The sequence below is a fragment of the Sinomonas sp. G460-2 genome (genome assembly GCF_047759905.1).
In the GTDB taxonomy this organism is placed as follows: domain Bacteria; phylum Actinomycetota; class Actinomycetes; order Actinomycetales; family Micrococcaceae; genus Sinomonas.
Genome location: NZ_JBKZWT010000013.1, coordinates 21,684 through 38,356, shown reverse-complemented (window position 1 = coordinate 38,356; position 16,673 = coordinate 21,684). Strand labels below are relative to the sequence as shown.

General features: G+C 68.0%; 12 protein-coding genes. 6 read left to right on the top strand and 6 right to left on the bottom strand.

What is annotated here, in order from left to right:
- Window positions 1-140: 140 nt before the first annotated feature.
- From ACLN58_RS03185 to ACLN58_RS03160, 6 genes are all read right to left on the bottom strand, one after another.
- Window positions 141-716, bottom strand: coding sequence for an RNA polymerase sigma factor (locus ACLN58_RS03185; protein WP_415853832.1), 576 nt, complete (start codon window positions 714-716; stop codon window positions 141-143).
- 224 nt (window positions 717-940) lie between these two features.
- Window positions 941-2,227, bottom strand: coding sequence for an adenylosuccinate synthase (locus tag ACLN58_RS03180; protein WP_415853831.1), 1,287 nt, complete (start codon window positions 2,225-2,227; stop codon window positions 941-943).
- Window positions 2,228-2,657: 430 nt separating this feature from the next.
- The gene (locus ACLN58_RS03175) at window positions 2,658-4,085 is read right to left on the bottom strand and encodes a sulfatase-like hydrolase/transferase (RefSeq protein ID WP_415853830.1); all 1,428 of its coding nucleotides are present in this window, start codon (window positions 4,083-4,085) and stop codon (window positions 2,658-2,660) included.
- The gene (locus ACLN58_RS03170) at window positions 4,082-5,860 is read right to left on the bottom strand and encodes a sulfatase (RefSeq protein WP_415853829.1); all 1,779 of its coding nucleotides are present in this window, start codon (window positions 5,858-5,860) and stop codon (window positions 4,082-4,084) included. Before ACLN58_RS03170 ends, ACLN58_RS03175 begins: the two co-directional genes overlap by 4 nt.
- Window positions 5,857-6,441: a PadR family transcriptional regulator gene (locus tag ACLN58_RS03165; RefSeq protein WP_415853828.1), complete on the bottom strand. Its 585-nt coding sequence runs from the start codon at window positions 6,439-6,441 to the stop codon at window positions 5,857-5,859. The genes ACLN58_RS03170 and ACLN58_RS03165 overlap by 4 nt, the downstream gene beginning before the upstream one ends.
- Window positions 6,442-6,500: 59 nt before the next feature.
- Window positions 6,501-8,066 (bottom strand): sulfatase, encoded by a 1,566-nt coding sequence (locus ACLN58_RS03160; protein ID WP_415853827.1) that lies wholly within the window; start codon window positions 8,064-8,066, stop codon window positions 6,501-6,503.
- Window positions 8,067-8,290: 224 nt separating this feature from the next.
- Here ACLN58_RS03160 and ACLN58_RS03155 point away from each other — a divergent pair, with 224 nt between their 5' ends.
- The 6 genes from ACLN58_RS03155 (at window position 8,291) to ACLN58_RS03130 (ending at window position 16,614) form a co-directional block, all read left to right on the top strand.
- Complete coding sequence (locus tag ACLN58_RS03155) at window positions 8,291-9,817, top strand: ABC transporter substrate-binding protein (RefSeq protein ID WP_415853826.1); 1,527 nt, start codon at window positions 8,291-8,293, stop codon at window positions 9,815-9,817.
- Window positions 9,818-9,844: 27 nt separating this feature from the next.
- Entirely contained in the window at window positions 9,845-10,786 is a 942-nt protein-coding gene (locus ACLN58_RS03150; RefSeq protein ID WP_415853825.1) for an ABC transporter permease, read from the top strand.
- Entirely contained in the window at window positions 10,783-12,621 is a 1,839-nt protein-coding gene (locus ACLN58_RS03145) for a dipeptide/oligopeptide/nickel ABC transporter permease/ATP-binding protein (protein ID WP_415853824.1), read from the top strand. Before ACLN58_RS03150 ends, ACLN58_RS03145 begins: the two co-directional genes overlap by 4 nt.
- Window positions 12,618-13,454 (top strand): ATP-binding cassette domain-containing protein, encoded by an 837-nt coding sequence (locus tag ACLN58_RS03140; protein ID WP_415853823.1) that lies wholly within the window; start codon window positions 12,618-12,620, stop codon window positions 13,452-13,454. Before ACLN58_RS03145 ends, ACLN58_RS03140 begins: the two co-directional genes overlap by 4 nt.
- Window positions 13,455-13,592: 138 nt before the next feature.
- The gene (locus ACLN58_RS03135) at window positions 13,593-14,933 is read left to right on the top strand and encodes a sulfatase (protein WP_415853822.1); all 1,341 of its coding nucleotides are present in this window, start codon (window positions 13,593-13,595) and stop codon (window positions 14,931-14,933) included.
- A gap of 22 nt (window positions 14,934-14,955) precedes the next feature.
- On the top strand, window positions 14,956-16,614 hold the full coding sequence (locus ACLN58_RS03130; RefSeq protein ID WP_415853821.1) for a sulfatase: 1,659 nt from the start codon (window positions 14,956-14,958) through the stop codon (window positions 16,612-16,614).
- The last annotated feature ends 59 nt before the right edge of the window (window positions 16,615-16,673 follow it).

Sequence of the window (16,673 nt, the reverse complement as noted above, 5' to 3'; positions counted from 1 at the left end):
GGCAAGCGCACCCGTCGGCTCAGGAGCCTCAGCCGGGCTCAGCGCGCGGAGGGATTCGAGCGCGTGGCCCAGCGCGGCGTCGTGCGCCAGACCCGCCTCGGCGAGGACGTCCGCCACCGGATCCCGCCTCGATTCGCTGCTCACTCAGCCATCACCCCTTCCGAAACCATCTCTCGCAGAGCCTTCAGGCCCCGCCGTTGAAGCTGTTTGACCGCGCCCGGGGTTTTCCCGAGGACCGTCGCCACATCGTCGATGCTCAGCTCGCCGACGATGCGGAGCATGAGCACATCGCGCTGCTCGGACTTGAGCGCGCCGATGAGCAAGTGCGCGTCGGTCTGGCCCGTGCGGGCCAACGCCTCCGATTCCGCGGAAGGGACCTCGCGGAAATCCAGGAGCGGGTCGTAGTCGACGTTGAGCGGGCGGCGCTCCGTGCGCCGGTAATAGTCGACGGCGCGCGCGTGTGCGACCGAGAAGACGAAGGTCCGCAGTCCGGCAACGCCGCCGGTGATTTCCCCGATCCGTGGGAGGACGCTCAGGAAGACATCCTGCATGAGTGCCTCGGGATCGTCGACGCCCCGGGCCCCGAAATACCCGATGACCGCCGGGGCCAGCGCACGGTAGACGCGCGCAAAGAGATCCGGTTCGGGATGAACGCCAACCACGAGGTCTTGATCCGTGAGCACGTCCGGCACGTTTTCCCCGCTCCGTAGAGTCATCCCCAAACCGTCCCAGTGTATAGGTACGGCGGTCCACGCGTGCACCGGATCTGAGACATAGTAGAAGCCGGGCTGGAACATGATGGGGGACAGATTCCAACCCGGCTTCCACCTACGTCATCGCGCGAAGTGGCCGGAAGGTTACGCGCGAGTCGGATTTTTTTGGGGAGTTGTTTTTTCCACGTTTCCCGGGCCTCATCAGCCCGCCCGGAGGGCCGGCCCGCCTAGTCGATCAGGTCGCGGACCACGATGGTCTGGTCGCGGTCCGGGCCTACGCCGATTGCCGAGAACCGCGTGCCGGAGAGCTTCTCGAGGGCCAGGACGTAGTCGCGGGCGTTGGCCGGGAGGTCATCGAGCGTCTTCGCGCCCGAGATGTCCTCGGTCCAGCCGTCGAAGTACTCGAAGAGCGGCTTCGCGTGGTGGAACTCGGTCTGCGTCATGGGCATCTCGTCGTGGCGCACGCCGTCGACGTCGTAGGCCACGCACACCGGGATGCGCTCGATGCCCGTGAGGACGTCGAGCTTCGTGAGGAAGTAGTCCGTGAAGCCGTTCACGCGGGAGGCGTGCCGGGCGAGCACCGAGTCATACCAGCCGCAGCGGCGCGGGCGGCCCGTGTTCACACCGAACTCGCCGCCCGTCTTCTGGAGGTAGGTTCCCATCTCGTCGAACAGCTCGGTGGGGAATGGGCCCGCGCCGACGCGCGTGGTGTACGCCTTGATGATGCCGATCGCGCGGGAGATGCGTGTGGGGCCGATGCCGGAGCCTACGGACGAACCGCCCGCCGTCGGGTTCGACGACGTCACGAACGGGTACGTGCCGTGGTCAACGTCGAGGAACGTCGCCTGGCCGCCCTCCATGAGCACGACCTTGCCGTCGTCGAGCGCCTGGTTGAGCACGTAGGTCGAGTCGACGACGAGCGGCCGCAGCCGGTCCGCGAAGCTCAGGAAGTAATCCACGGTCTCGTCGACGCCCACCGCGCGCCGGTTGTAGACCTTGACGAGGAGCTCGTTCTTCTGGCGGAGCGAGCCCTCGACCTTCTGCCGCAGGATCGACTCGTCGAACACGTCCTGGACGCGGATGCCGAGCCGCGCCACCTTATCCATGTACGCGGGGCCAATGCCGCGGCCGGTCGTGCCGATGGCGCGCTTGCCGAGGAAGCGCTCGGTCACCTTGTCGAGTGTCTGGTGGAAGGGCGCCACGAGGTGCGCGTTCGCCGACACCCGCAGGCGCGACGCGTCGCCGCCGCGCGCCTCGAGGCCGTCGATCTCCTCGAAGAGAGCCTCGAGGTTCACCACGCAGCCGTTGCCGATGATCGGGATCGCGTTGGGGCTCAGGATGCCGGCCGGAAGGAGCTTGAGCTCGTACTTCTGGCCGCCGACCACGACGGTGTGCCCGGCGTTGTTCCCGCCGTTGGGCTTGACCACGTAGTCCACGCGGCCGCCGAGCAGATCGGTGGCCTTGCCTTTGCCCTCATCGCCCCATTGGGCTCCGACGATCACGATTGCGGGCATGGATTCCTCCCCGAGGGATACCGCCTCCGGCCCGGCTGGCCGAACGCATACGTGGAAAAACCCCGGCTCTGGCGCGCGGCCGCCGTTTCAATCCGTGCACGGAACGGCTGCGCGGCAAGAGTGCCGGGGCTCTTGCCACCCAAGTCTACCCAAGGGGTGCGTAGAAGCGCCCACAGCGGGAAACAGACGTGCACGAACGCCTGAACCCAGCCGTCTCGGGTGCAGAAATCTTTCGGCTCCCGCCGAGTTCCCCAACTTCAGTTCCAAGTTCCCCAATTTCAACGCTCCCAGCACGGCGGGTGCGCCGGCGACAACGGCATGTCCCGCCGTCGTCTGCCTCAGAACCAGGGGAGGTCGGCGCAGAAGGTGGGGAACTCGGCCGGGAGCCAGTACCCGGGACGCTCAGACCTGGGGACAGCGTCTGCTGGATCTAGCCCGCAGCTGGAGGAGTGAAGGCGCCATACACGGCGTCGTCCTCCGGCTGGAAGGCACGCTCGGCGCGCTCCCGAACGGCGGCCTCGAGCCGCTCGCGAATGGTCCTGTAGCGCGGATCGTCGGCGTAGTTGTTCCGCTCGAGAGGGTCCACGCAGGAGTCGGCCAAGAACACATCGCTCTCATCTGGCCGGGCGCGCCGCCCATCGACCCTGGTCGTCATGTCGAGGCGATAGCGACGGGTCCGCACGCAGAACCGCTGAGGCCACCCTCCGCCGTCGTGCCCTGTTCCCATCCCGCGGTTCGGGAAGGCGCGGCTCTCCGCCGCACCGTAGCCGATCGCGCTGACAATCAGGTCCGGCGCAGGATCGGCCAGGAGGTCCCGGCCGCCGATCTGTCGGGGCGCGGGGACGCCGCACGAGCCGAGGATGGTCCGGGCGAGGTCAGTGCCGTGGGCGAGGTCCGCGCGGCGGCTTCCCGGCTGGGCGCGGCGAGGGTCGACGACGATGAGCGGCACCCGATGGCTCTGAGGCGCGAACGTGTGCTTGCCGAAGGCGCCGTCCTCGCCGAGGTGGGCGCCGTGGTCCGAGGTGAGGACGACGACGGTGCGGTCCGCAATGCCGTTCAGCTCGAGGGCGTCGAGGAGGTGGCCGACCTGATCATCGAGCCACGCGACGGCGCCGTGATAGGCGACTTGCGCCCGCTGGAACTCGTCGGCGGCCATGGCATGCCCCGCGTTGACCTCCGCGAACCGTGACTCGAATCTGCTCGTGCCCTCGGTGAAGACCGGGGCATCCGCGAAGTCGACGTGCGCGTAACGGCTGGCCCAAGGCTCGGGAACGATGACCGGCGTGTGCGGCTGCAGGTAGGACGCCCTCACGAGGAACGGCCCCTCGCTCTCGGCCATGGCCGCGATGGCCCGCTGCGTGATCGTCTCTGGCGGGTAGTCCTTGCCGGCCGGCCACGTTCCCGCGACGGGGAACCCCAGGCCCGGCGTCCGAACGATCTTCTCCCCGGCTTCCTGTGCTCCCTGCACGAGTTCGCGCATGCTGGACCCCGCAGGGTCCTGGGACTGCCACGGGCGGACGCCGGGCGGGAGGTGCTCCTTCCCGAAGTCCCGGGTTGCCCAGCCAGCCGCCGCGAGAACCTCCGTGAACGTCACGAGGTCCGGCGCCATGGGGTGCGCTCCGTCTCCGTACGCCTCGTTCCCCCACACGCCCGTCTCGTCCGGCGCCCGCCCCGTGATGAGACTCGTCCTCGCCGGCACGCACACCGGGGATGCCGTGTAGCTGGACTCGAAAAGCACCCCGGCTCGCGCGAGCCTGTCGATGTTGGGCGTCTGGATCTCGGGGTGGCTGTTTCCGTACGCGCTGATCGCGTCGGCGCGGAGCTCGTCGCTCATGATCCACAGGACGTTGAGCCTCATGAGGCCGCTTTTCCCGAGGTCAGTTCCTCGTGCAGGCCTTTGAGGTCGCTGGCGCTGATGCTCGGCATCATCACGGCGAGCTGCCACGGCGAGAGGTCCCCGTTCCGCTTGAGGAACATGGGCGCCTCGACGAAGGGGAGGCTCTTGAGCACGACGGCGCGGCTCGCCTCGTCCGCGAGCAGTTCCCGAATCGGGGTGAGGACTCCGGCATGGGGCGAGGCGAAGCTCTCCGCCGCCGGGGGGAGCTGCTGGCTCGTCGCGACCTTCGTCCAGAGTTTCCTGACCTGCATGTGTTCCGGCCCCACCGGCCCCTCGGCAGGAAGGCCGAGGCGCTCGAACTGTGAGGCAGGCGCCTCGTTGAGGCGCATCTGCTCGACGAGGAGGCCCATCATCCGCAGCTCGAGCTCGTCGTCGATGAGGGGATTGATCTGCCGGGGGTCGCCCTCCAAGTCGAACAGGAGGCAGCCGAACGAATGCGGGTTTCCCATCCCCTGGCCGGCAAGTTCGAGCAGCGGCACGTTCTTGGTGAAGCCGAACGGCGGGACGAGCTTGGCGCCCACGAGCTCCCGCGGGGCGTACCGGCTGTTCATGTGCGTTGGCATGAGCGTGTAGTCGAAAAGGGGCTTGTTGTCCGATCGATCGCACGTGCGCATGTAGACGTAGCGGCCGTCGGTGACGTTGACGTGGCCACCGAAGCTTCCGAAGAGTGCTACCTCGCGCATACGCTGGTCGGTCGCGACGGTGGCCGCGAGGTCGTGGCCCTGGACGTCGGGTGGGATCGGGACACCGAAGTAGCTCAGGAGCGTGGGAGCCACGTCGATCGTCTGGACGAGCGCGGACCGCCTTTCGTCCTGAATCCCGCTCCGGGGGTCCCAGATGAACAGCGGCGTGTGGATATTCTCCTCGTACCACGGCTGAATGTTCTTGCCCCACCAGCCGTGCTCGCCGAGCAGGAGCCCGTGGTCGGTCATGACGATGAGCAGCGTGTCGTCCCAGAGCCCGTGCTCGTCCATGGCATCGAGGATGCGGCCGAGCGAGGCGTCGCACATCGTCAGCAGAGCGCCATACTCGCGGCGAGCGTGGTCGACGGCGGCATCGTCCTCGATCACGCGGCGATAATCCGGCCAATCGAAATGATGGCCCGCGTAATCGTGGACATAGTGCTGCTTGTGCTCCGCGTAGCTGAGGAATGGCTCGTGCGGGTCGAAGCACTCGATCTGGAGCATCCAGTTGTCGGAGTCGTGGTTCGTGTGGATGAACTCGAGCCCCGCGGCGACCGTTTTTGTCTGCGGGTGGTCCTCCACACGGGCCATGTACTTGCGGTTGACCCAGTCGTGACGCCACGCTGCGTTGGCCCGCCAGCTCACGGATGCGGGGATCTCGGGGTCCTCGACCTCTCCCTTCCAGCGGTCTCCCTCCTGCCCGCGGAAGAACTCGAAGGAGTTGAAGCGGTAGTGGTACGTGGCGCCGCCGTCCTCCCAATAGTGCTGGTGGTCCGTCACCAAGTGGGTATAGACGCCGTGCTCGCTCAGCAGCTCCGGGGCCGAATCGTCGAACGGCTCGAGAGGTCCCCACGACCGGTGGAGGAAGTTGTACCGACCGGTGTGGAGTTCACGCCGCGCTGGCATGCACGGCATGCTGCCGCCGTAGCAGGTATCGAAGGTCGCCGTCCTCCGCCCCAGGCGCTGGAAGTTGGGAAGATGGGTCCAATCACACCCGTAATTCGGGAGATAGGCCCGGTTGAGTGTGTCGAAGAGGACGACGATGGCCTTCACTGCTCGCTCGATGCGATCAGGGCCGCGAGGCGCCTCTCGGTCGCCTCGAGCCACGCGATGAGGTTGGACACCATGTAGTGGCCGCGGTCCTGCTGAAGCTGGTACCACTCGCGCTGCCACGCAAGCTCGGCGGGCGCGGCGCCCGCGGCGACGAGCACGAGATCGAAGGTGCGGTCGAACAGCTCCTCGGCGCGCTTGCGGTACTCGAGCTCGATGCGGACGAGCTCGAGCGCCTTTTCGGGGCTCTGACTGCCCGCGAACCGCAGCCTGACCTGGAAGTCCGGGTCGAGCGGGCGGCGGGAGGGCTCGTACGGCGAGTCGATCCATTCCCGGAGCCGTGCCCGGCCCTCGTCCGTGATCCGATAGAGCTTCGCGTCGGGACCCGAGTCGCGTGGATCGAGGATCGGCTGGGCCCATTCCCACTCGACGAATTTCCCGAGCTGACGGTAGATCTGCGACGTCCGCGCGGAATATCCGACCCACGGCCCATGGGCCTCGAGCCATTTCCACACGTCGTAGCCGGTGCGATCTCCCGTGGAGAGCAGTCCCAGGAGAATGACGTCGAGCCGGGCCAGTGACACTTTTCCCTCCCTCAGACGCCCGGTCGAGGCGTCACTGAGGAGGATACGTGCTGTCGCGGTCACTTCGTGCCGCTCATGAGGGCCTCGAAGCGCCGGCGCATGGCGGCGCGGTCGGCGGGCGAGACGGGCAGCTGGGCGTGCCACGAGACGTGCGTCGCGCCGTTCCGCGGGTTGAGGCGTTCCATGAGGTCGTCCGCGAGGTGCGCGCGGCCCGTGTCCCGGAGGTGCTGGGCGTAGACCTCCGGCTGGTTGTAGAGCGTCGGGCCGACCTGGAGCGCGTTCTGCATGGGGTCCGGGAGCGCACCGGGGGTTCCCGCGTAGAAGCCGAGCCACTCGAGCAGGTTCGAGCGCATCTGCGCGGCGAGGTCGGGCTCGATGTCGATGAGGTTCTTCGTCAGGAACGGATCCTGGGTGACGTTGAAGAGGGACTCCCACTCGGCGCGGAAGCAGCCGGGGTGGTACGTGCGGATGTAGAGGTGGTCCCTGGTGCGCACGGCGCGCTGGTACGTGTGGGCGCCGTGGCCCCACACGAGGTAGGGGCGCGACTCGATCGTCTCGCCGCGGACGGCGTCGGCGTAGGACGCGCCCTGCCACTTCTCGGGCCGGTCGAGGCCCAGGAGGTCGAGGATCGTGGGGGCGTAGTCGATGTTGTAGAGCAGAGCATCGTTGCGGGTTCCCGCGACGCCGGGCTGGTCGGTGACCCCGGGCCAGTGCACGATCATCGGCAGGCGGTGGACGGGCTCGGACGCGAGGCCGTGCTCTGCGTAGAGCCCGAGCTCGCCGAACGATTCGCCGTGGTCGGAGGAGACCACGATCGCGACCTCGTCGGCCAGCCCCATCGCCTCGATCTCACGGCGCAGGCGGCCGAACTCGTGGTCCCAGTAGTGGATCGCGCCGTCGTAGCCGTTGATGAGGTGCTCGAAATCTACCCGGGTGCGGATTTCGTCCGGCATGTTGTGCGGCACGCGGGACTTCCGGGGCCCGCCGGAGAAGTGGAGGTCGAGCGCGCTGCGGGGACCGTAGACCTCGGCGTGGGCGTCGATGGCCTCCTGGTCCGGCCACGCCGGCGCGGGTCCGGCCGCAGCGGCCTTCGCGGTCCACGACTCGTCCTGGAGATAGTCCGTGTGCGGGTCCCAGTACGTGACGTGCAGGTACCAGTCCTCGGTGTCGTGGTGCCGCCCGATCCATTCGAGCGCCGCGTCGGTGATCATGTTGGCCGGCTCATCGCCCATGTCCGGGGTCACCTGGACGTTCTCGCGGAAGTTGCCCATGAAGTAGTAGGCGCGGTGCCGCTCTGCGAACGAGGAGACGGCGGCGCACGTGTACCCGGCGGCGTTGAGCGCCTGGCCCAGAAGCGGGCGGGTCGGGTGGGGCGCGTGGCCGGAGTCGAGCCGGAACCGCGCGTCGTCGCCGAAATGGCCGATCACGCCGTTGGAAATCCCGTGCTGCCCGCTCGTGAGCGCCGTGCGCGAGGGCAGGCACGGCGAATCGGAGCAGTAGTAGCGGTCGAACATGACGCTCGAATGGGCCATCTCGTCCAGATTCGGCGTGATGTTCCGCGCGTAGCCGTAGGGCCCAGTGTGGTCTGGGCGAAGGGAGTCCACGTCCACGTAGATGATCTTCATCGACCGTCTCCTATCTCATGCAGTTTCGGAGGATGTATCAATAGTGGAACACTACGATTGCCAATTTACAAGCTGTTGCCGAAGCAACCTATGTGCAAAGTTTGATATCTACCTCTTGTGCTCGACATCACGCCCGTGCCATCCTCGTGTCAGCTGTTCATCGCGGAACAGACGGCAGGCGGTCCGGAGAGGCCCGCAGCCGCCGCAGCTGAAAGGACGTAATGATGCGTTGGAAGAAGACGGTCCTGTGTGCGACTGTCGCCGCGGGCCTCGCGCTCGCCGGCTGCTCGAGTGGGGCGGCGAGCGGCTCTGCGCAGGCTCAGAAGAACATCACCCTCGGCAACGTTCTTGCGCCGGCCACGTTCGAGGCCCGGAACTTCAACTGGGGGAACCAGTCGGTCTACGCACAGGCGGTCTATGACACGCTCGTGAAGATCTCCTCGAGCGGTCACGATCTCCAGCCGTCACTCGCCACCTCGTGGGAGTACAACGCGGACAAGACCGTGCTGACCATGAAGCTCCGCGACGACGTGACGTTCTCCGACGGCACTCACTTCACCGCCGATGTCGCCGCGCAGAACCTGCTGCGGTTCCGGGACGGGACCTCGCCGCAGAAGCCGAAGGTCGCCGACATGGTTGACGCGAAGGCACAGGACAAGACCACGCTCGTCATCACGCTCAAGCAGGCCAACCCTGCCTTCCTCATCTACCTGGGCCAGGCGGCCGGCCTCATGGAGAGCCCTGCACAATTCGGCAAGTCCGATGTTCAGACAAAGCCAGTCGGCTCCGGGCCCTACACGCTCAACACGAGCAAGACCGTGGTGGGCACGTCGTACGTCTTCGACAAGAACCCCACGTACTGGGACGCGAAGAACGTCCACTACGACACCCTGACGATCAACGTCTACACGGACTCCACGTCCGAGCTCAACGCCCTTCGCGGCAAGCAGCTCAACGCTGCCGCGATCAACGACCCGTCGATCGTGTCCCAGGTCGAGGCTGCTGGCTTCAAGGCGAACGGCCAGAACCTGAACTTCGCCGGCCTGCTGCTCTTCGACCGGTCCGGGAAGTCAAATCCCGCCCTCGGGAACGTCAAGGTGCGCCAGGCCATCAACTACGCGATCGACGCCGACGCGATGCTCAAGGCGGTCGCCCAGGGGCGCGGGGTCGCGACGAGGCAGGTCTTCCCCGAGTCGTCCGTCGGATACGACGAGTCACTCAACTCGGCCTACAAATTCGATCCGGCGAGGGCGAAGCAGCTGCTGGCCGAGGCGGGCTACGCGGGAGGCCTCGAGCTGACGATCCCCACCTCGCCGCTCATGCCGAAGTCGCTGTGGCCGCTCCTGCAGCAGCAGCTCGGCGACGTCGGCATCAAGACCAAGTTCGTCGACACGGGCCAGAACCTCATCGCAGACCTCCAGAGCCAGAAATACGGCCTCTCCTACTTCACACTCCAGCGCGACGCGAACGACTGGATGCTGATCAGCAACATGATCGCCCCGAACGGGACGTGGAACACGTTCAAGTACTCCGATCCGACGGTCACTGCACTCCTGGGCAAGATCCGCGCCGGCAGCGATGCGGACAAGACCGCGGCGGTCAAGGAGCTGAACAAGTACATCGTGGACCAGGCCTGGTTCGACCCCTGGTACTCGCAGACGAACTACTTCGCCACTGACGGCAAGACCGCCGTCGACCTGAACCAGGGCAACGCGTGGCCCAACCTCTGGGACATCAAGCCGAAGGCCTGAGCGGCCGAGGCGGATCGAGGAAAAGAGATGCTTGGATTCATAGTCCGAAGGCTGGCAAGCGGCGTGGTGCTGCTGGCGGCCATTGCGACCCTGGGCTTCACGCTCCTGTACCTGGGTGGGGGTGACATCGCGCGGAAGATCCTGGGGGAAAGCGCGGACCAGGCCACTGTCGCGGCCAAGGCCCACGAGCTGGGCCTTGACCAGCCCCTCGTAGTCCAATTCGGGTCATGGGTGCGCCGCGCCCTGGGCGGGGACTTCGGGTCCTCGTGGTTCAGCGGCCAGCCCGTGGCCGATGCGATCACCTCGCGCCTGGCCGTGACGCTGTCATTGGTGACGGGAGCGATCGTCCTGATCGCGGTCGTCTCGGTCGTGCTGGGCGTGCTCGCGGCGACCAAACGCGGGTGGATTGACCGACTTGCCCAGTTCCTCGCGGTCGTGGGGCATGCGATCCCGGGCTTCCTGTTCGCGGTGGGCCTGGTGCTCGTCTTCGCCCTGACGCTGCACTGGTTCGACCCGACCGGCTACGTGCCGTTCACGGACTCGCCGATCGACTGGGGAAAGACCGTGACCTTGCCGGTCGCGGCCCTGGCCCTGGGCGGGATCGCGAACGTGACCCAGCAGGTACGCGGCTCCGTCATCGACGCGCTGCGCAACGACTACGTGCGCACTCTGCGGTCGCGGGGGATCCCGGCATCCCGGGTGGTGCTCAAGCACGTGCTGCGCAACGCTGCCGGACCGGCTCTTGCGGTCCTAGGTGTGCACTTCGTGGGCCTGCTCGGTGGGGCGGTGATCGTGGAGCAGGTCTTCGCGATCCCGGGTCTGGGGCAGGTGGCCGTGCAGGCCACTACCCAGGGCGACATCCCGCTCGTGATGGGCCTCCTCGTCGCGACCGGCGTGATCGTGATCGTCTTCAACCTCCTCGTCGACCTTGCCCAAGGCTGGCTCAACCCGAAAGTGCGCCTGTCATGACAGCACAACTCCACGCACCGGACCCCGAAGTCGCCGTCCCCACAGCCCCTGAGATGGGCGCCCAGGCGGCGCTGGCGCGGCGCGTCCTGCGCAACCCGCTCGCGCTCGCTTCCCTAGGCTTCCTCGCCCTGATCATCCTCGGCGCCGTGTTCGCGCCGCTCATCGCCCCGTTCAAGCCGACCACCGCCGTCATCTCAGATGTGCTGGCCGCCCCCGGGGGGTCCCACCTCCTGGGCGCCGACGGAGCGGGGCGGGATGTCTTCTCGCGGCTGCTGTACGGCGCGCAGTTCAGCCTCGCCGGGGCCCTCGTGGCACTCGTGACCGCGATGGTGATCGGCGTGACGGGCGGTCTGCTGGCCGGCTACTTCGGCAAGTGGATCGACACCCTGTGGACCTGGGTGATCTCGCTGCTCATGGCACTGCCGGCCATCATCGTGCTCCTCGCCGCGCGCGCCGTCGTCGGCCCCTCGCTGTGGGCCTCGATGGTGATCTTCGGGATCATCCTCTCCCCCGCGTTCTTCCGCCTCGTCTACGCCTCGGTCACCGCGGTCCGCAACGAGCTGTACGTGGACGCCGCCCGGGTCTCGGGCCTCTCGGACGCGAGGATCATCTCCCGTCACATCCTCACCGTGGTGCGGGCGCCGATTGTGATCCAGTCGGCGATCGTGGCCGGGGTCGGTCTGGCGATCCAGTCCGGCTTGGAGTTCCTGGGCCTTGGCGACATCAATGTCCCCACCTGGGGACAGATGCTCTCCGACGGGTTCCAGAACCTGTACACGAACCCGCTACTGATCGTCTGGCCGGCGACCGCGATCGGACTGACCCTGATCGCCCTGACCCTGCTGGCCAACGCCCTGCGCGACGAGCTCGAGCGCGCGGGCGGGCCCGCGAAGCGCAGCCGGGCGAAAGCCGGCAAGGGCACGACGGCGCTGTCCACCGCGGGCGAGGAGACCATCCGGCACGCCGGCGGCGCCGCGGGCGAGGCGGTGCTGACTATCGAGAACCTTTCGGTCGCGTACCCGTCTTCCGGCGGCGGGACGAAGACGGTGGTGCAGGGCGTCTCCCTCACGGTCGCCAAGGGGGAGGTTCACGGCCTGGTGGGCGAGTCCGGGTCCGGGAAGACCCAGACCGCGTGGTCCGTGCTGCGCCTCCTGCCCGAGGGCGGGCACATCGCGGGCGGCTCGATCATCTTCCAGGGCAAGGATCTGGCCGGTCTGCGCGAGCGGGAGATGGAGAACCTGCGCGGGCGCCGCATCGCCTACATCCCGCAGGAGCCCATGTCCAACCTCGACCCTTCGTTCACGATTGGGTCCCAGCTAGTGGAACCCATGACAATCTGCCTGGGCATCTCGAAGAAGGAGGCCACCGAGCGGGCGCTCAAGCTGCTGGCAAAGGTGGGCATCCCGAACCCGCAGCGGACCTTCGACTCCTATCCGCACCAGGTCTCGGGCGGCATGGCCCAGCGCGTCCTGATTGCCGGGGCCGTCTCGTGCGAACCCGACCTGCTCATCGCCGACGAGCCCACGACGGCCCTGGACGTCACCGTCCAGGCCGAGGTCCTCGACCTGCTGCGCGACCTGCAGTCCGAGTTCAACATGGCCCTCATCCTCGTCACGCACAACTTCGGCGTCGTAGCTGACCTGTGCGACCGGGTCTCGGTCATGCGGCTCGGGCGGATCGTGGAGACCGGGCCCACCCGGGCCATCTTCAAGGACCCCCAGCACCCCTACACCCGCGAGCTCCTCGGCGCGATCCTCTCCGAGACCGCCCCGCGTGGCCCGCTCGAAACGGTGGCTTCCGCCGCCGCACCGTCCCACAAGGAGGCGATCCGATGAACGAGCCGCTGCTGGACATCCAGAACGTCGCCGTCGAGTACCCGTCCCGCCGGTTCCGCGCCAAGCCGTTCCGGGCCCTGCACGAAGTCTCGCTCGACGTAAACCGCGGGGAGTGCGTAGGCCTCGTCGGCGAGTCGGGCTCGGGCAAGACGACGCTCGGCCGGGCCGTGCTCGGCCTCGCCCCGGTCACGGCGGGCAAGATCCTCTTCCGCGGGCAGGACATCGCCCATGCCCACCGCGCGCGACGGCGCGAGCTCGCCGCGGATATCCAGGTCGTCTTCCAGGATCCCTACACATCGCTGAACCCGTCCCTGACGGTCGAGCAGATCCTCTCCGAGCCGCTCACCGTGCGGAAGACCCCGCGCGCCGAGGCGCAGAAGCGGATCCGCGACCTGTTCGAGATGGTCCGGCTGCCCGCGGACGCCGGATCCCGGCTCCCACGCGAGTTCTCCGGCGGCCAACGCCAGCGCATCGCGATCGCCCGGGCGCTGGCGCTCAAGCCGGCCCTCATCGTGTGCGACGAACCGGTCTCCGCCCTGGACCTCTCCACCCAGGCCCGCGTCCTCGATCTCTTCAAGGACATCCAGGAGCAGACCCACGTCGCCTACCTCTTCGTCTCCCATGACCTCGAGGTGGTCAGGCACATCAGCCATCGTGTCGCCGTCATGTACCACGGGGAGATCGTCGAATTCGGCGACGGCGATCAGGTCACGGCACGCCCCCAACATCCCTACACCCAAAGGCTGTTCTTCGCCGCGCCCATCGCCGACCCCGACGCCCAGGCCCAGCGCCGCGAAGAACGGCACCGCCTGCTCGCAGAGCAGGGCGCCTGAGCAACCTCGATCGACTGTCCCCACCGGCTCCCCAGGCTCGTCCCTCGCCTGAGCCACCTCGATCGACTGCTCCGTAACTGTCGTTCTGAACGCTCAAAACGACAGTTACGGAGCAACGGATCCGCAATAGGAGAACCCTTGACGAACATTCTGCTCATCACGGCCGATGACATGGACGGGAACACCCCCGGCTCCTTCGGCGGCCCGCACGACGCGACTCCGAACCTCGACCGGCTGGCCGCGGAGGGCATGATCTTCCGGCGCGGCCATGTGCCGGCCGCGGTCTGCCAGCCGAGCCGCTCGGCCCTCATGACCGGGCTCTGGCCGCACCGCAACGGGGCGGAGGGATTCGAGCCGATCAACGAGGGGATTGGGGTCATCAACGATCTGCTCAAGGCCGAGGGATACCTCACCGGCATTCTGGGCAAGGTCAAGCACCTCCAGCCCGTGGAGCGCTTCGGCTGGGACACCGCAGTCGACATGGCGGAGCTCGGCATGGGCCGGAACCCGGAAGCCTACGAGCGCGGAACCGCCCAGTTCCTCGAGCGGGCGGCCGCGGAGGGCCGGCCATGGTTCCTCATGGCCAACGCCCACGATCCGCACCGGCCTTTCCACGGGAGCGAGGTCGAGCGGGAGCGCTGGACCGAGGAACAGCGCGCGCAATACCCGGCGCCGTCGAAAGTCTTCACGGCGGACGAGGTCAAGGTGCCGGGGTTCCTCCCGGACCTGCCCGACGCGCGCACCGAGTACGCCGAATACCTCAGCTCGGCACGCAGGTGCGACGACGTCGTCGGCGCCGTCCTGGGCGTGCTCGAGCGCTCGGCGACGGCGGAGGACACGCTGGTCATCTTCCTCTCGGACAACGGCATGGCCTTCCCGTTCGCGAAGGCCAACTGCTACCTGCGCAGCACACTCACGCCGCTCATCGTGCGCTGGCCCGGCGTCACCACGGCCGGCTCGGAGGACACGGAATCGTTCGTGAACATGCTCGACTTGTTCCCGACGTTCTGCGAAGCGGCCGGCGCCAAAGTGCCGGAAGGCCTCGACGGGTCATCCCTCGCTCCTCTGCTCCGCCGCCAGCACGAGGAGGGCCGCGACAGGGTCTTCACGGTCTTCCACGAGACCTCGGCCAAGAACCGCTACGAGATGCGCTGCGTCCAGGATGCCCGCTACGGCTACATCTGGAACGCGTGGGCCGACGGCGAGACGAAGTACAAGGCCGAGAACATGCACGGCCTGACGTGGAACGCGATGCTCGGTGCCTCGGCGAACGACGCCGCCGTCAAGGCGCGGTCGGACTTCTACCTCACGCGCTCGCCCGAGGAGCTCTACGACCTCACGGTCGACGCCGACTGCCTGCACAACCTGGCCGAAAGCCCGGAGTTCTCGGGCATCCTCGCGGACAAGCGATCCACGCTCGCCCAGTGGATGGCCGAGACGGTCGATCCCCTCCTGAGCGCGTTCTCGGCCAAGGCCTAGCCCTGTGAAAGGGAACGCCCGCTTGAAGCGGCCGAATATCGTGTGGATTTCCACGCATGACATCAATCCGGACCTCGGGTGCTATTCGGGGGTGTGGCCGGGGGCGGAGTATGCGGTGACGCCTCACCTTGATCGGCTGGCGGACGACGGCGCGCGGTTCGACGCCGCGTTCGCCTCCGCCCCGGTGTGCGCACCGGCGCGGTCGGCGATCATGACGGGGTGCTTCCCGACGGCGATCGGGACGATGCACATGCGCACGAAGGCGGTCCCGCCGCCGGAGGTGCGGCTGCTGCCGGAGTACTTCCGGGCCGCGGGGTACTACACGACGAACAACGTCTTCACCGACTTCCAGGTCGAGATCCCACCGACGGTGTTCGACGACTGCTCCCCCGACGCGCACTGGCGCAACCGCCCCGACGCCGACCAGCCGTTCTTCGCCGCGTTCCACGGGATGGCCACCCACGAGTCGCAGCTCTACCTCGGCGAGGAGGCGTTCGCGGCCGCGACCGCGCACGTGCCCGCAGGTGCCCGGCACGACCCGGCCGCGGCCCCGGTGCCGCCGTACTACCCCGACACTGCGGTCTTCCGAGACGCGATCGCCCGGTACGCGGACCTCATCGCGGAGATGGACCACTGGGTGGGCGGGATCCTGGCCGAGCTGGAGGAGGACGGACTCGCCGAGGACACCATCGTGGTGTTCTGGTCCGACCACGGGCGGGGGATGCCGCGGGCCAAGCGGTGGGCGTGCGAGGCGGGCCTGCGGGAGCCGCTCATCGTCCGCTGGCCCGGCAGGATCGCCCCGGGCACCGTGGTCACCGACCTCGTGCACACGATGGACCTGGCCCCGACCATGCTCGCCGCCGCCGGGCTGCCAATGCCCTCGCACATGCACGGCGTGCCGCTGTTCGACGCCGAGGGCACCCTCGCGCAGGCCCCGAACCAGTACACGTACGCGGGCCGCGACCGCATGGACGAGGCCGAGGACACCTCGCGCACCGTCCGCGACCCGCGGTTCCGCTACATCCGGAACTACCATCCCGACCGTTCGGCTATGCAGCACACGCAGTACCCCGACCACCTCGCAACGTGGTCGGAGCTGCGGCGCCTGCATTCCGAGGAGGCGAAGGAACTCGCCCAAGGCCTCCGGCCCGATCTCCTGACCCCGCTGCAGCGCAGCCTCGTCGCAGCGAGCCGGCCGGCGGAGGAGCTCTACGACCTCGCCGCGGACCCGCACGAGACCCGCAACCTCGCCGGGGACCCCGGGCACGCCGCGGACCTCGCCCGCCTCCGCCAGACCCTCCAGACCTGGCAGGGCCGCTACGGCGACCTCGGCCTGCGCCCCGAAGCCGAAATCCTCGAGGGCTGGCGCCCCGGTGGGCGCGCGCACACGACCGCACCACCCGCCGTCGTCCGCAGCCCGGAGGGCCTCGCCGCGGACTGCCCCACGCTCGGCTCCTCGATCGCGTGGACCACCGACCCGCCCGCGGAAGAACAGCGCGAGCCGAGCCCGCTCGAGCGCACCGCCGGGATCCCCGTTGCGGACGGGCGTCGCTGGCACCTCTACACGGGTCCCGTAAGAGCCGATGCCAGCGCCGCGTGGTTCCGCGCCTTCCGGCTCGGTTTCGAGCCCAGCCCCGAAGTCGCCGTCAACATCGCCCAGGGGGTCGACGATGCCCAGTAAGGACCGTGAAGCCTGGGCCGCCACGACCGCTCCCGCCCCGACTCAGGGAACCACCCGCA

Coding starts and splice junctions, on each gene's coding strand:
- ACLN58_RS03145 (WP_415853824.1), top strand. CDS start 10,783: ATGACAGCACAACTCCACGCACCGGACCCCGAAGTCGCCGTCCCCACA.
- ACLN58_RS03180 (WP_415853831.1), bottom strand. CDS start 2,227: ATGCCCGCAATCGTGATCGTCGGAGCCCAATGGGGCGATGAGGGCAAA.
- ACLN58_RS03140 (WP_415853823.1), top strand. CDS start 12,618: ATGAACGAGCCGCTGCTGGACATCCAGAACGTCGCCGTCGAGTACCCG.
- ACLN58_RS03155 (WP_415853826.1), top strand. CDS start 8,291: ATGCGTTGGAAGAAGACGGTCCTGTGTGCGACTGTCGCCGCGGGCCTC.
- ACLN58_RS03175 (WP_415853830.1), bottom strand. CDS start 4,085: ATGAGGCTCAACGTCCTGTGGATCATGAGCGACGAGCTCCGCGCCGAC.
- ACLN58_RS03185 (WP_415853832.1), bottom strand. CDS start 716: ATGACTCTACGGAGCGGGGAAAACGTGCCGGACGTGCTCACGGATCAA.
- ACLN58_RS03150 (WP_415853825.1), top strand. CDS start 9,845: ATGCTTGGATTCATAGTCCGAAGGCTGGCAAGCGGCGTGGTGCTGCTG.
- ACLN58_RS03160 (WP_415853827.1), bottom strand. CDS start 8,066: ATGAAGATCATCTACGTGGACGTGGACTCCCTTCGCCCAGACCACACT.